Source organism: Nostoc sp. NMS9 (genome assembly GCF_017114995.1).
Classification (GTDB): Bacteria; Cyanobacteriota; Cyanobacteriia; order Cyanobacteriales; family Nostocaceae; genus Nostoc.
Window position 1 is genome coordinate 61,926 of the sequence record NZ_JABXKL010000054.1, and the last position, 15,822, is coordinate 77,747.

13 protein-coding genes are annotated in these 15,822 nt (G+C 40.2%); 9 read left to right on the forward strand and 4 right to left on the reverse strand.

Features of this window, described 5'->3' with window-relative positions; all coding sequences use genetic code 11:
* Positions 1–30: 30 nt before the first annotated feature.
* Together HWQ40_RS16755 and HWQ40_RS16760 are read right to left on the reverse strand one after the other, a co-directional pair.
* Positions 31–1,812 (reverse strand): DUF262 domain-containing protein, encoded by a 1,782-nt coding sequence (locus HWQ40_RS16755; RefSeq protein ID WP_292779688.1) that lies wholly within the window; start codon positions 1,810–1,812, stop codon positions 31–33.
* A 108-nt stretch (positions 1,813–1,920) separates the two neighbouring features.
* On the reverse strand, positions 1,921–2,880 hold the full coding sequence (locus HWQ40_RS16760) for a 1-aminocyclopropane-1-carboxylate deaminase/D-cysteine desulfhydrase (protein WP_292779690.1): 960 nt from the start codon (positions 2,878–2,880) through the stop codon (positions 1,921–1,923).
* 219 nt (positions 2,881–3,099) lie between these two features.
* Between HWQ40_RS16760 and HWQ40_RS16765 the strand changes: the two genes are divergently transcribed.
* The 3 genes from HWQ40_RS16765 to HWQ40_RS16775 all read left to right on the forward strand — a co-directional run bounded on the left by HWQ40_RS16765 (position 3,100) and on the right by HWQ40_RS16775 (position 7,258).
* Positions 3,100–4,830: a diflavin flavoprotein gene (locus tag HWQ40_RS16765; RefSeq protein ID WP_292779692.1), complete on the forward strand. Its 1,731-nt coding sequence runs from the start codon at positions 3,100–3,102 to the stop codon at positions 4,828–4,830.
* Positions 4,831–4,904: 74 nt separating this feature from the next.
* The gene (locus HWQ40_RS16770) at positions 4,905–5,417 is read left to right on the forward strand and encodes a phosphate-starvation-inducible PsiE family protein (protein ID WP_292779693.1); all 513 of its coding nucleotides are present in this window, start codon (positions 4,905–4,907) and stop codon (positions 5,415–5,417) included.
* A gap of 104 nt (positions 5,418–5,521) precedes the next feature.
* On the forward strand, positions 5,522–7,258 hold the full coding sequence (locus tag HWQ40_RS16775) for a diflavin flavoprotein (RefSeq protein WP_292779695.1): 1,737 nt from the start codon (positions 5,522–5,524) through the stop codon (positions 7,256–7,258).
* 66 nt (positions 7,259–7,324) lie between these two features.
* Here HWQ40_RS16775 and HWQ40_RS16780 read toward each other — a convergent pair whose 3' ends face one another.
* Positions 7,325–7,513 carry a hypothetical protein gene (locus tag HWQ40_RS16780; RefSeq protein ID WP_292779697.1) on the reverse strand — a complete coding sequence of 63 codons (189 nt, stop codon included), beginning with the start codon at positions 7,511–7,513 and terminating at the stop codon, positions 7,325–7,327.
* A 499-nt stretch (positions 7,514–8,012) separates the two neighbouring features.
* Between HWQ40_RS16780 and HWQ40_RS16785 the strand changes: the two genes are divergently transcribed.
* From HWQ40_RS16785 to HWQ40_RS16795, 3 genes are all read left to right on the forward strand, one after another.
* Positions 8,013–9,812, forward strand: coding sequence for an iron uptake porin (locus tag HWQ40_RS16785; RefSeq protein WP_292779699.1), 1,800 nt, complete (start codon positions 8,013–8,015; stop codon positions 9,810–9,812).
* Between the two features lie 246 nt (positions 9,813–10,058).
* On the forward strand, positions 10,059–11,063 hold the full coding sequence (locus tag HWQ40_RS16790) for an ABC transporter ATP-binding protein (protein ID WP_292779701.1): 1,005 nt from the start codon (positions 10,059–10,061) through the stop codon (positions 11,061–11,063).
* Positions 11,064–11,876 (forward strand): ABC transporter permease, encoded by an 813-nt coding sequence (locus tag HWQ40_RS16795; RefSeq protein WP_292779702.1) that lies wholly within the window; start codon positions 11,064–11,066, stop codon positions 11,874–11,876. It begins immediately after the preceding gene.
* Between the two features lie 7 nt (positions 11,877–11,883).
* Here the strand turns inward: HWQ40_RS16795 and HWQ40_RS16800 are convergent, their stop codons facing one another.
* Positions 11,884–12,279 (reverse strand): four helix bundle protein, encoded by a 396-nt coding sequence (locus HWQ40_RS16800; RefSeq protein ID WP_292779704.1) that lies wholly within the window; start codon positions 12,277–12,279, stop codon positions 11,884–11,886.
* Positions 12,280–12,421: 142 nt separating this feature from the next.
* Here HWQ40_RS16800 and HWQ40_RS16805 point away from each other — a divergent pair, with 142 nt between their 5' ends.
* From HWQ40_RS16805 to purU, 3 genes are all read left to right on the forward strand, one after another.
* Positions 12,422–14,128, forward strand: a complete 1,707-nt coding sequence (locus HWQ40_RS16805; RefSeq protein WP_292779706.1) for a Gldg family protein — start codon at positions 12,422–12,424, stop codon at positions 14,126–14,128.
* Positions 14,129–14,198: 70 nt separating this feature from the next.
* A complete protein-coding gene (locus tag HWQ40_RS16810) occupies positions 14,199–14,825 on the forward strand; it encodes a DUF4340 domain-containing protein (protein WP_292779708.1) in 627 nt (208 codons plus the stop codon).
* A 26-nt stretch (positions 14,826–14,851) separates the two neighbouring features.
* The gene (purU, locus tag HWQ40_RS16815; protein ID WP_292779710.1) at positions 14,852–15,706 is read left to right on the forward strand and encodes a formyltetrahydrofolate deformylase; all 855 of its coding nucleotides are present in this window, start codon (positions 14,852–14,854) and stop codon (positions 15,704–15,706) included.
* The last annotated feature ends 116 nt before the right edge of the window (positions 15,707–15,822 follow it).

Below are 15,822 nucleotides of genomic sequence, written 5' to 3' on the forward strand. Positions count from 1 at the left end.
GCAAAGCCTCTTTTTTGGGCAATCGCTTATTTAGGAATAGATATTATCTATGCGATTGCCCATATCAAAAATATTAAATTCAATCCCGTCTAACTTCAGCCTCAAAGCCTCTAGTAAGAGGTTTACCCTTTCTTCAATAAAAATGCTTAGGGCGTATTCAGGAAGTGCATCGGCTCTTGACCATTCAAGAAGGATCGTAGGTATAAGATGAGAACGTAGCACTATCTCTAAACCAGGCTCGTCATATTCTTTCAGATAATTTAACGGATTTTTATCGCTAATTTTCAAATTAGTTATTTGAGACAGATAAGCAATATTCATCAAACTATCAGATTCTATTTGGCTAGCAATGCCACTCTGCTTAACAAAGTTAACTGGAAATATATGGTGCAAGTTAGGCTTATCTGTTAGCTGATAATAAACATCAGACAAAACATCTCTATGAGGTTTTGCCCAATCTTGTGGCTTTTGATTCGCATAAAGTGATAGTATCGCTCTGGATAAGCGACCTCTATAACTGTAAAAAGATTTTCTTATCGAATTCTTATCAATATCAAATTGATTGAATGAGTAAGTACTATTAGCCTTTTGTTGATTAACAAAGTCTATATGTTGCCATAGGTGAGTAGTGTTTGTTAGTAAATCTGCACTATGAAAACTATAATACCAAAAATATTTATTTAGAAAACTATAATCTGGTTTATCATTCCGATAAAAATATGCTGTAATAGTCAGATATAAATATCGGTAAGGAATTAATCTTCCACCCTTAATATGCAAACAATTATCAAAGAAATCAAAAGTTTTAGCAACCGCTTTCTGAAAATTAGACCATACAGCTTCAATATGCTCTGTTTTTAGCTCATTAAGATACTTGTCAGTAATATTTTGTATGCCTGCATCAGGAAATGTAAGTTTTACTACTACAGCTAGCATTTGTAGCAATGTCCAATCATCAATAGTCGCATATTGACTGCTAGCAATCGACTCTCTAAAATTATTAATTAATTCACGAAGGTAAAACCCAGAAATATTATTCTTTTTGTCCTCAACCCGAAAAGTTTTAGCTACCACGATATCAAAGATATCCAAGGGTTTACCAGCTTGATTAATTCGCTCAAATATTTGGCAGACTTCTGCAACTTCAATACCGCGTAATTCAATGAAAGAAATTTTATAATTATATAATGCTTCCCTAATCCTTCTCAATTGTTGCATATAGGGATTTTCAAAGTCGCCATGTCCATTTTTATGAAGATTCCTTTCTATTTCTCCAGAATTTTTAATAATATCTATTAAACTAACAATAAGTTTTTCTTCATAACGTTTTTTCTTGCCACTATTAGCTTTTATTTTACCATTATTATCATCAATCTCATCCCAAAATAAAAATCGTTTTGTGTAACTTATATTATCCGTTGAATCTGTGAATTCAACTGTTAAGTCTATATATAGTGTTGGATCAAAGTTCTCCTTTTTCTCAATCTTTCCTCCATATATTGATGTTAAAAGAGCAGTTGTTCTTTGTTGTCCATCTAAAATATACTGGTATTCATTAGAGTGAAAATCTTCAGCAAATTTGATCCCTCCTATTTGTCTATGACTTTCTAATTGTGTGCTGGTTTTCCAAATTAAAATACTTCCTAAAGGGTAAAATTTATAAATACTATCCCAAAGTTTTTTAACATTCTCTTTCTCCCAGACCACATCTCGTTGAAAAGTCGGAATTTGATACCTTTTAGCTAGGAGATTTTCTAAATAGGTAGTAATACTGTGACCATCCGGCTTAATGCGATCAGCGTATGTAAACATTGAATTAACCTTACCTAACTTTGAGTAAATATCAAGCTTGATGTGTGAATTTTACTTGTTTTAGTAAAATTCCATACAAGGTTAACTGATATTTAATTAAGTGGCAACTCAAATTTTAGAAAATCTCTGCAACCTTTCTTCCATGCCAACGTTGCCCTGTAAGCCTCCTGTGTGTACCAGCAACAAGCGATCGCCTTTACAAAAAAATCCGTGCTGTAGTAAATCCATTACTCCGTAAAACATTTTGGCGGTATATACGTAATCAAGAGGTACGCCATGTTCCTGTGTAAACTGTTGGCTGAACAGTATTAACTCATTGTTCACCTTTGCATAGCCGCTGAAATGATAATCACATACCAATTCCCAGGAAGCGGGAGAACTATATGGTGTGGGTAAATCAGAGGCGAGGTAATTTGTCAACAAACTTTCGATTTCTTGGGCAAGAAATGCCCCATTTTTTAAGACGGAAAAAGCGATCGCTCTTTGTCCTTCATGCAACGAAAGCGCAATCCCTGCTAGTGTGGTAGCTGTACCGGATGCTACGCATATATGATCAAATGCGTAGGCGTAGCCAGCCGTAGGCATCGCACGATCAATTATCTCTGTGCAACCGCGCACACCATTTAAATTACTCCCGCCTTCGGGAATGATAAACACCTCACCGAAACGTTGTCGCAGATATTCCTCTAACGCTGGTGTGTTGCGCTGTCGATACATCTCACGGTTCAGATAGACAAGCTGCATACCCTGTTGTACAGCAAAAGTCAGCGTCGGGTTTAATGGTAGCCTCTCCTCGCCACGAATTACACCAATAGTACGAAAACCGAAAAGATTACCAGCAGCCGCAGTTGCATAGATGTGATTAGAATAAGCGCCGCCAAAAGTAAGCAGCGTTGTGAAATTTTTCTCCTTCGCCTCCAGAAGATTGTATTTCAGCTTAAACCACTTGTTGCCGTTAACCAAGGGGTGCATGAGATCGAGGCGCAGCACATACAGATCAACACCTGCGCGACGGGCGATTTCGCTGTTGATTTGTTGTAGAGGAGGAGCAATAAAGGTTAACGACATGCGTAAACATTCTAACTTAGAATTTACATTCTCTCACGTTCATTATTGAACATAAAAGTAATGATAAACATTGAGTAATTCAATGGTAAATCCATGTAAATCAAGAATAAATCTTTCTGATGATTAGCTTTAGAAATTGGCATTTTACTAATTGAGTGTTTCAGGTAAATATAGAAACATAACACTCGCTCCAGATAATATTCTTTTTGGAGAAAAGAAATGGTTGCACTCACACAGCTTACTCAAGTTATTCCCAATCCAGGACGTTTGACGATTCAAACTGTTGAAATTGCTCCTCAAACGACTGCTATACGTTGTCTCGACTGGGATCGAGAACGTTTTGATATCGAATTTGGTTTACGCAATGGTACAACTTATAATTCTTTCTTAATTCAAGGAGAAAAAATTGCCTTAGTTGACACATCTCACCGCAAGTTTGAGCAATTATATCTTGAGGTGGTGGCGGGATTAATTGATCCAACTAAGATAGATTACTTGGTTATTAGTCATACAGAACCAGACCACAGTGGATTAGTAAAAGATATTTTGCAATTAGCTCCCTCCATTACTATTGTTGCTGCTAAGGTAGCTATTCAATTTCTAGAAAATATGGTTCACCAGCCTTTTAAATCAATACAGGTGAAAAGTGGAGAGCGCTTAGATTTAGGCAACGGACACGAATTAGAATTTATCTCTGCACCTAACTTACACTGGCCTGACACAATCTTGACTTATGACCACAAAACTTGCACTCTCTACACCTGCGATGTATTTGGGATGCACTACTGTGATGACCACACCTATGATGAAAATATTACTTCAATAGAGGAAGATTTTCACTATTACTATGATTGTCTCATGGCCCCCAATGCTCGGTCTGTTTTGGCAGCTTTAAAGCGGATTGAAAAGTTAGAAATAAGAACAGTTGCCACGGGACATGGCCCTTTATTACAACACTATATCTCTGAATGGCTCGGACGCTATCAAAACTGGAGTTTAGAACAAGCAAAAACAGAGACATTAGTGGCTCTATTTTATGTTGAAGATTACGGGCATAGCGAACATTTAGTGCGTACCATAGCACATGGATGTGCGAAGACAGGCGTGGCAGTAGAATTAGTAGACCTCAATAGTGCCGAGCCTCAAGAAGTTCGAGAATTAGTTGCACAAGCTTCTGGTTTAGTAATTGCAATGCCACCCCAATCTTCGGCGATCGCTCAAGCTGCTTTAAGTACAATTTTAGCTGCTGTTAACAAAAAGCAGGCAATTGGTTTATTAGAGTCAGGAGGGGGAGAAGATGAACCCCTTTATCCTTTACGTAATAAGTTTCAAGAACTGGGATTAACTGAAGCTTTTCCACCTATCTTAGTTAAGGAAATTCCTACTCAAGCAACGGAACAACTTTGTGATGAAGCGGGGACAGATATGGGTCAATGGTTGACCCGCGATCGCACCATAAAACAAATCAAATCTATCAATACTGAGCTAGAAAAAGCTTTAGGGCGGATTAGTACAGGATTGTATATTATCACCGCCAAAAAAGGAGAAATTCAGAGTGCCATGTTTGCTTCTTGGGTGACACAAGCGAGTCTTGAGCCTTTAGGAGTAGCGATCGCAGTATCCAAAGATCGGGCAATTGAATCTTTGATGCACGTTGGTGATCGCTTTGTTTTAAACGTTTTAGAAGAAGGCAAATATCAAGGATTAATGAAACATTTCCTGAAACGTTTTGCTCCTGGTGCAGACCGCTTTGGGGGAGTGAAAACATATCCAGCAAAAAATGAATCGCCCGTTTTAGCTGAAGCTTTAGCTTACATGGAATGTGAAATTACTAGCCGCATGGATTGTGGAGATCATTGGGTAATTTATAGCACAGTCCAAACTGGAAGAGTCGCCAAGCTAGATGCACTTACCGCCGCGCATCACCGCAAAATTGGCAATCATTACTAAATGGTCATTTGTCATTAGGCTCCCCTGCTCTCCACAGACGCGATGAATCCCGTCTCTACAACTCCCAAAAAACTATGTATAAATCTGTTGAAAATACCTCAATGAATATGTACGAAATCAATCGAGGGCGTGTTGTACGAACCTTGGAATTTATCCAAGATGTGATTGTGATTTGTTTGTGTATCGGTTTATTTAGCTTCATGGTGCTTCAGGTGAAAGATATGTTTCTTTCCTTGCTTCCACCTCTAGATTTTCATGCTGTTACTGCTGATATTCTCTTTTTACTCATCTTAGTTGAGTTATTCCGACTGCTAATTATTTACCTACAGGAACATCGAGTATCTATTGGGGTAGCTGTTGAAGTTTCCATCGTTTCCGCCTTGCGCGAAGTCATTGTTAAAGGTGTTCTAGAAGCAAGTTGGAGTCAAGTTTTAGCAACTTGTGCCTTTTTATTAGTGCTAGGAGTACTACAGTTTCTCCGAGTTTGGCTACCTCCAACTTTTGAAGGTATTGACCCAGAACAAGAAGTATCTAAACGCTATAAAAGCCGAGCTAAGTCTGAATTAATACAAACCAATGGTCATTAAGAATAGGGAAGGGAGACAAGGGGGAATTATTCAACAAGTTTCTTGTCTCCCCCCTCTCCCTTGTCTCTTCCGCATACCCAATGCCCAATTAAAGAGAGGTTATTATGTCTGTTGCAACATTAACGCCTAACCATAGCAGAGATGTACAAGTTGCTGAAATTGGTAAAAATACTCTGATTCTACGATCGCGGACTTGGGACAGATTAAAATTTGAGATGGAGTATTCCCGCCAACGGGGAACTACAGCGAATTCTTATCTGATTCAAGCTGATAAAAAGGCTTTAATTGACCCTCCTGGCGAATCTTTTACCGAAATTTACCTTCAGCAACTTGCACAACATTTAGACTTCACTACTCTAGATTACATTGTTCTCAGTCATGTCAACCCCAACCGCAGCGCAACTCTGCAAGTATTGCTCTCTCAGGTTTCTCAAGCCACTATAATTTGTTCTCGCCCCGCCGCCAATGCTCTAAAAACTGCCTTTCCCGAATTTGAATCACCTATTCAAGCGATGCGATCGCAGGATACTCTAGATTTAGGACAAGGACATCATCTATCATTTATCACTGTACCAACTCCCCGGTGGGCGGATGGACTTTGTACTTATGATTCCGCCACAAAAATTCTCTACACAGACAAACTTTTTGGCGCTCATATTTGCGAAGATACTTTGTTTGATGAAGATTGGAAGGGGCTAGATGTGGAACGTCGCTACTATTTTGAATGTCTCCATGCGCCCCAAGCCAAACAAGTTGAAGTAGCCTTAGATAAATTGTCGGTTTTGGGAGCCAGATGTTATGCCCCAGCACACGGCCCAGTTGTCCGTTACAGCCTTAGTCGTTTTACCTATGATTACCGTCAATGGTGTCAAGGGCAAAAATCTCAAGAGTTGAGTGTCGCTTTGCTTTATGCTTCTGCTTATGGAAATACAGCAATTATGGCGAATGCGATCGCTCAAGGTTTGATTCAAAATGGCATTAATGTAGAATCAATCAACTGTGAACTAGCAGACTCGGCGGAGATTAGCCGCATTGTAGAAACCTGCGATGGTTTTATTATCGGCTCCCCCACATTAGGTGGACATGCACCAACTCAAATTCAAACTGCTTTAGGAATAGTCCTCTCAGCTACGGCTAAAACTAAGTTAGCAGGGGTGTTTGGTTCCTACGGTTGGAGTGGAGAGGCCATTGATTTACTAGAAAGCAAGCTTAAAGATGCTAATTATCAACTAGGGTTTGAAACAATTCAGGTGCGTTTTAGCCCTACTCCTGAGATTCTTCAGCAGTGTCAAGAAGCAGGTGCTTTTTTTGCCCAAAACTTGAAGAAAACCAAAAAACTGCGGACTTCCCGCCAGGTTGTGACAGAAACCCATGTAGATCGTACCGAACAAGCTGTGGGGCGGATCATTGGTTCTTTGTGTGTTGTGACAACTCGTGATGAAGAAACTCACAAAGGGGTTTTAACTTCTTGGGTATCACAGGCAACTTTTAACCCGCCAGGAATTATGATTGCGATCGCTAACAAGCAAAATGCAGATTTAATGCATCATCCTGGTGATAAATTTGTGCTGAATATCCTCAAAGAAGGAAGAAATGTGCGGCGCTATTTTTCTGGTCATAGCACTTTAGGAGATAATCCCTTTGCAAATCTTGACACAAAAACTGCTCTTAATGGTTGTTTGATTTTGAATGAGGCATTAGCCTATTTAGAATGTACGGTGCAAAATCAACTTGAATGTGGCGATCGATGGTTAATTTATGCCGTTATCGATCACGGTGAAGTGTTGGAAAATGATGGTGTCACGGCTTTGGAACATCGAAAATCTGGCAGCTATTATTAATCTGACTGTTCACTCTTGTCTAAAAAACCTCTTTCTTTGTAAAGCTACGGTATACACACAAGTCTTTTAGAGTTGCAACAGCATTGTTTTGGCTGACAATGCCATTGTTTCGCCTGACAATGTGATTGTTTTGCCTGACAATGCCATTGTTTCGCCTGACAATGCCATTGTTTTGCCTGACAATGTGATTGTTTCGCCTGACAATGCCATTGTTTCGCCTGACAATGCCATTGTTTCGCCTGACAATAAACTCATTATTGATTGCACGAGCGATCGGGTTATATATTTTAATATTATCAAAAAGCTATTTCTTATTATATTAAATAATACTTTAATATTGTTTGTATATATTTAAAAAGTAAAAACTTCAAAAATGTTTATTTTTGTAAAAAATACATAGTAAAGCACCACCGATCAAAACTATAGTGTAGCTATAACTTTTATGTAGTTTGAAAGTTTCAAAAAATATTTTTTGAAGTGATGAAGTCTTTACTCATAGCTAAATAATTGTTAAAATTCCAATTTTGAGCTTGAGAAAAGCTGCAACTTAAGTTGATGCATCGGCTTAAATATTACTATGTGAGTTCTGTACAAAGTAATTTTGTATGGCAGAGACTTGTATAGTTAATTGACCAACTCTCAACAAAAGAGTATTTAATTCTTGAGAGCTTGCTTTGGCAAGTTAGCTTTAGCTTGTGAATAATTCGTATTTGCAAAAAACAGTGGTGTTTTATTTTGTGTGTGAGGAATGAGTGTGAATTACTACAAGTTCATGAGTACGAAAATAGTTAGTTGGCTGTACTTACTTACTGCTTTTATTTCGCTGGGTGCATCTCCTGCAACTGCTCAACTAACTGCTGGCAATCCTGTAAACAATTTTGAGAGCACAGACAAAGACAACAGTAGCGTCTTTTCAACTAATTTTAATTCTTTAGAATCTAATGCGATCGCTCAAGTAAATTCAGTATCTCAATTATCTGATGTCAAGACAACAGATTGGGCATTTCAAGCATTGCAATCGGTAGTGGAGCGTTACGGTTGCATTGTGGGATATCCTGACAGTACTTATAAAGGGAATCGTGCCTTAAGCCGTTATGAATTTGCTGCTGGGTTGAATGCTTGCTTGGATAGAATCAACGAGCTGATTGCTACTAGCACTGGTGATTTAGTTAAGAAAGAAGATTTAACTACTCTCCAAAAACTTCAAGAACAATTTGCATCTGAACTTGCAACATTGCGTGGTCGAGTAGATGCCTTAGAAACTCACACAGCTACCTTAGAGAAGCAACAGTTTTCTACCACAACTAAACTTAATGGCGAAGCAATTTTTTCTTTGTCCACAGCGACAGGTGGAGAACCAGGTAGCCAAGATGCTAAATTAGCCTTCAATAATCGTGTCAGGCTCAATCTTACCAGCAGCTTTAACGGCAGTGATTTGTTCATTGTTGGACTTCAAGCTTACAACTTCAGATCGAGCGGTTCATTTTATGAAAGAGGAACCATTCAAGGCCAAATACTGCCGAACTCAAGTTTTCTTGGCGCAGGTTCAACCAAGTTAAGCTTTGAACCTCAATTTCCTGGCTTTAACCCCCAGACATTACAACCTGACAGCGGAGCAAATTCAGTTAGTCTTTACAAACTAGCTTACGTCTTACCGTTGTCTCAGAAATTCGTTGTTTTTGGTGGAACAAATGCAGAGATTACAGATGTTTTTCCTGCCATCACTCCCTACGCTAGCGATAGTCAAGGTGCAATCTCTCGATTTGCAGGTTATAACGCTGCCGTCAGAATCACAGGAGGCACTTCTGGTACAGGTTTGTTAGCGGGTGCTGGTTTTTTGTGGAATCCTTCAAAACAAGTGGGACTCGGAGTTATCTATGGTAGTGGTTCGGCTCCGATATCAGAAGATCGGGGTCTTTTGAACACACCTTTGGGAGGAGGTTTCTTTAACGGTACACAAGCAATTGCTGCACAACTGACCCTCAAACCAATCTCAACTATTGATATCGGCATCAACTATGCACACAGTTACCACACAATTAACATTCTAGGTACAGGCTTGGGTAGCGCTGATATTGCTTCTATTCGATTTACTCCCAATGCAGCACAACTGGCGAGGTTTGGTGGTGATGCTACACTAGCAACTCTTGATGAGCCAATCAATGTAAATTCTGTGGGTGCAACAGTAACGTGGCGGTTTGCGCCGAAAACATCCATCTCATTATCAGGTGCGTTGCTTTTTGCTAATCTTTTGAATGTAGACGCCTCTACAACCTTTAGCAGCTGGTCGGCTGGATTGCATTTTAGAGATATATTCCATGAAGGAAACACCGCCGCCGTCATTTTTGGACAGCCGCTTTACCGAGAATCTGTAGCGGGAATTGCTTCTCGTCCAGAAGACGCAACCCCCTACCATTTAGAAACATTTTATAACTATCGGGTCAATGACAATATCTCCATTACCCCTGGTGTATATTTCATCTTCAGCCCTGAAGGCTTTAGTGCTAATGACACAGCAATTGTAGGCGCACTTCGCACTACTTTTGCCTTTTAGAGCGCTGGCGATTGGGGGAGAAGCAAGGGAGCAGGGGTGCAGGGGAGCAGGGGAGAAGTAGAAGTAAGTCTTTCCCCTCTGCACCTCTGCCTCTTTTCAATAATGGAAATTGGGGATTATTTTGACACAAAGAGGTTTTTCAGGAACTTTACCCCTTGTCAGCTAATCTTTGTGCCAGTCCCCCATACCCAATATCGTGATCTAAGATTGTTGGGTATTCTATAAATTGCGATCGCCACTATACCGATGATCGAAGTTGAGCATCTAAGTAAAATATACGGCTCTACCCCAGCGATTACTGATGTCACTTTTAACGTCGAACCTGGGGAGATTTTAGGGTTGTTGGGCCCCAATGGCGCTGGTAAAACTACAACCATGCGGATTCTGGCTGGTTATTTACCGGCAACCAATGGAAATGCCCGGATTGCTGGTTATGATGTCCATGAAAATTCCCTGGCTGTGCGCCAACGGATTGGTTATTTACCCGAAACACCGCCGTTATATCCAGAGATGACGGTGGAGGGATTTTTGCATTTTGTCGCCCGAATTAAGGGAGTTCCAGCAGGCGATCGCCCCAATAAGGTAACAGCCGCCATCGAACGCTGTAACTTAGAAGATAAGCGGCGGGTGATTATTCGTAAACTTTCTAAAGGATACCGCCAAAGGGTAGGAATTGCTCAAGCGATCGTCCATGATCCACCAGCGATCATTTTGGATGAACCCACCGTTGGACTCGATCCCCGGCAAATAATTGAGGTGCGGAATTTAATTAAAAGCCTTGCTGGTACTCACACAATTATTCTTTCCACACATATTCTGCCAGAAGTGAGTATGACTTGTAGCCGCGTCGCCATCATCAATCGCGGTAAAGTTGTGGCAACTAATACACCAGAAAACCTGATGACTCAGTTAACAGGTGGTTCCGGGTATGAATTGGAAATAGAAGGAGAAGCCGCCCTAGCGAAACAGGTATTGCAAAAAGTCGCGGGTGTGAGCCTGATAGAATCAATTCCCACAGCCGGAGGTCATCAACCCCAGGAAAACCGCGCTTACCTGCGGGTGATATCGCAACCCGGAAAAGAACCAGGACGCGATATTGCTACAACATTAGTGCGTGCAGGATTCGGTTTACATGAACTGCGGCGGGTTAACGCTACCTTAGAAGATGTATTCTTGCAACTGACCACAGAAGAAAAAAATTTCGATCCTGAGGTAGACTTAGCAGCAGACAACGAAGGAGAGGCAGCGTAAATGGGTGTAGTACTGAGTAATATTATTGCCATTTATCGCCGAGAGTTACAGAGTTATTTTGTATCGCCTTTAGCTTATGCGATCGCAGGCATATTTTGGTTCATCGCCGGGTTATTCTTCGTGATGATTTTGCTAGGTCCAGACGGCATTTTGGTAGGAGTTGCGGCAATAGATGCACAAGGGCAACAGCTGGGAGTACCAGTACCAGCAATAGATGTCCCCTACGAATTTGTCCGAGCATTTCTGGATCGTATGGGATGGCTATTGTTGTTTATTCTGCCCATACTCTCAATGGGACTCTATGCCGAAGAACGGAAGCGGGGCACTTTAGAACTGTTAGCCACATCACCAATTACCAATTGGGCAGTAGCAGTAGGTAAATTATTAGGCGTGATCACATTTTTTATCACAATGGTTGTACCCATGCTAGTGTTGGAAGCGATCGCCATCAGCGGCTCAAATCCACCAATAACACCCTCAATTCCCTTGCTCGGTCATTTTGGATTAATTTTACTAGCAGCGGCAATTTTATCTGTAGGAATGTTTATTTCTTCATTAACAGACAGCACAATTTTGTCTGCCGTTCTTACCTTTGCAGTAATCTTATTATTGTTATTGATTGATTTAATCGCCAAAATCGTCCCTGGCCCTGTGGGCGAAGCTTTAGGTTATCTGTCGTTGCTGAAACATTACAACACATTAATCCAAGGCATTTTAGATACTAGCGCCTTAATTTTATTTGCCAGTTACATTTTTTTAGGCATCTTTCTCACAGCTCAATCAATTGATGCACTGCGCTTTCAAAGGCAATAATCATTGGTCATTTGTCATCTGTCATTTGTCCTTGGTCATCTGGTACATTGCCAATTGAGTTTAGGTAGGAGTTTAATTTGGGTGCTAGTTCGTTAATGATTGTTTTGATTGCATTTATTTGTTCGGTAGTTAAAAGGTTACGAGTATAAGCCCGTCTTAACCAATGTTGAGTTTCATTCAAAGAGCCTCTCGCTATTTTTATAAAACGTCTATTATCTTGAAAACTACCTCTTCCTACACCTTCTGCTATATTGGCACCGATACTATCTGCCGAACGTACAATCTGTTTACCAATCGTATCTTTTGCAAAAAAATTCCATCCTTCAACAATTTTCCAAATGTCATCTGCTAATTTTTCTGATAATTGATAAACCTGTAATTCTTGGAAACGTTTTGTCGCCATTTATTCAGTTGTATTGCTTATCTTATTTTTAGTTAATCAATTTTCGCCCATATATTTTTACTTGTCACTATTTTTAGACAAATGACTAATGACAAATGACCAATAACCAATGACCAATGACAAATGACAAATGACAAATTCTATGAAGATAGTTGCAAAAAAGAAACTGTGGAAATATCTGTTTTGGTTGGGCCCATTCCTAATTGCTATCGGCTTAACAGTTGGATTAGTCTCTGAACAATGGGGATTAATTCCATTAGCATTTATAATTACGGGAATTGTTATTAGTGGATTGGGTATAATATGGCAAAGCTATCAGAGTAAATGGTGGAACCGTCGTTCTACCCAAGCTGGGACTAATGCCCTAGTGGCGACTTTCGCAGTATTAGCAATTTTAGGATTGATTAACTTTTTGGGGACTCGCTATCACTTGCGGGCAGACTTAACAGAGGCTCAATTATTTACTCTTGCACCCCAGTCACGCGAATTAGTAAGAGTTTTACCACAGCCAGTTAAAGTGTGGGTGTTTGATATTAACCAAAATCCCCAAGACCGAGAACTGTTAGAAAATTATCAGCGCCAAAGCTCAAAATTTAAATACGAGTATATCGATCCCCAAGCTAGACCAGGACTTGCAGAAAAGTTTGGCGTCAAAGATTATGGAGAAGTTTACCTAGAATCTGGTGATAAACGGCAATTAGTACAGACGGTAAATGAAAATGAGCGATTATCAGAAATCAGATTAACTAGTCGCCTGCAACAACTAACAAATTCAACCACAGCTAAAGTTTACTTACTCCAAGGTCATGGCGAACGCCAATTTTCGGCTGGTAAAGGTGCAATATCACAAGCAGTTCAGGGATTAGGCGATAAAAACTTTACAACATCACCGTTGAATTTAGGAGAAACTTCCAAAATTCCTCAAGATGCGGCTGTCGTAATAGTGGCTGGCCCCAAACGAGGACTGTTTGAGGGTGAAGTCAAAGCTTTGCAAGAATATCTTAATCGCGGTGGTAACTTACTGCTGATGATTGATCCTAATACCGATCCCAAACTTAACAGCTTGCTACAAGAGTGGGGTGTTCGTCTAGATAATCGTTTAGCAGTCGATGTCTCTGGCGAAAGCGTCGTGGGACTTGGCCCTGCTGCGCCCTTAGTGACAGAATATGGACAACATCCGATTACCAAAGATTTCGGTAACGGCAATTCTTTTTATCCGATTGCCAGACCACTGGAAATTACCTCTGTGCCTGGGGTTCAGGCTACTCCACTGCTACGAACCAAACCCTATCCCAAGAGTTGGGCGGAAAGCGACCTCCAAAGCGAAAAATTGGAGTTTAATGCAGATAAAGACCTGAAAGGGCCTTTAACCTTGGGTGTTGCCTTAACCAGAAAACAAACACCCAAATCTCCTTCCACTCCCCAAGCTTCACCCACACCTTCACCTCTACCATCACCAACCACTCAAAGCAAGACTAGCCCGACTCCTTCCCCCTCTCCCAAGACTCCGCAAGCGTTACCCCTACCATCACCAACCAGTCAAGGGAAGGCTTCGCCCACTCCCTCATCTCAAACAGCCACTGAGTCACGGTTAGTAGTTTTAGGAAATTCCGATTTCGCCACCGATGGTTTGTTTCAACAGCAATTAAATGGAGATGTATTCCTGAACTCAGTTACTTGGCTGAGTCAACAGGATCAGCAACCCCTTTCCATTCGTCCCAAAGAACCGAAAAATCGGCGGATAACCCTGACAACCACACAAGGTAATCTTTTAATATTGTCATCTCTGTTAGTTTTACCCTTAATTGGATTTGCGATCGCAGTTATTATTTGGTGGAAACGACGGTAAGAAGTGAGTTAGGAGTTTGGATTTATAAATATTAACTCCTCACCAATGACAAATGACAAATGACTAAAAAATGAAATTGCCACGAACGACTTTAATTTTGATATTGCTAGCCCTGGGTTTAGGTGGTTTTGTTTACTTTTATGAAATTCGGGGTGCAACTCAGCGCGAAGAAATAAAGGAGCAAAAGCAGAAAATTTTCTCTTTTGGAGAAGATGATGTGCAGTCTTTAACAATCAAGACAAAAAAATTCACCCTGAATCTGGAACGTAGCCCGGAATCTTCTAGTAACCCCAAGTGGTTAATCAAATCTCCGATATCGGGTCCAGCAAATGACGCTATTGTTTCTTATTTAATGGATTTGTTAGTCAAAGATAATAGCGATCGCACTTTATCAACTCCAGCAAAACACCTTGGAGAATTTGCTTTAGATCCACCCCAAGCAACTATTAATATCACCCTGAAAAACCGACAAAGCCATCAGTTGATTTTGGGTAAATCTAACTTTAACGGTCGTTTCTTGTATGCTCAAGCTGACCCTGCGGCGAAACCTGATGGTAATATAAATGTGCTGTTGGTATCTACAGATTTTGCAAATGCCGTGAATCGGGAATTATCAGAGTGGAAACAACCTGTAGATAATAGTCAAAAACTACCTCCGCTCACCATTCCTAAGCCAACTCCGACAAATAGCAAATAATTAATTCCAAATCTGACGCTATTACTATGACAAATCCGACAGCAACATTGCTGATTTCCTGCCCCGATCAACGGGGACTGGTGGCGAAATTTGCCAATTTCATCTATTCTAACGGTGGTAATATTATCCATGCAGATCAGCACACAGATTTTGCCGCTGGGTTATTCCTCACGCGCATTGAATGGCAGTTAGATGGGTTCAATTTACCGCGAGAGTTTATTGCGCCTGCATTTAATGCAATTGCTCAACCTTTAGGTGCTAAGTGGGAAATACGTTTTTCTGATACAGTACCACGCATTGCTATTTGGGTAAGTCGGCAAGACCATTGTCTATTTGATTTAATTTGGCGACAACGTGCCAAAGAATTTATTGCTGAAATTCCTTTAATTATTAGTAACCATTATAATTTAAAGGTAGTGGCAGAACAATTTAATATTGACTTTCAGCACATTCCCATAAATAAAGATAATAAAGCAGAACAAGAAACCCAACAATTAGAATTACTACGTCAGTACAAAATAGATTTAGTTGTATTGGCGAAATATATGCAGATTGTTAGTGCAGATTTTATTAGTCAATTTCCGCAAATTATTAATATACATCACTCATTTTTACCAGCTTTTATCGGAGCAAACCCTTATCACCGAGCTTTTGAACGGGGTGTGAAAATTATTGGTGCAACTGCCCATTACGCCACTGCTGATTTAGATGCAGGCCCAATCATTGAACAAGATGTGGTGCGAGTTAGTCACCGAGATGAAGTTGATGATTTGGTGAGAAAAGGCAAAGATTTGGAGAGAGTTGTATTAGCAAGAGCGGTGCGATCGCACTTGCAAAATCGTGTATTAGTATATGGAAATAGAACAGTAGTTTTTGAGTGATTTTATATCCGAACGAATGTAATTGTACGAAAAATGAGTATAAAAATATTAAGAGTTATCGCTGGGTTTGCGAAAGCGAAGTTAAATAGTTAACAGCCTGATAGTAAGAAGATATT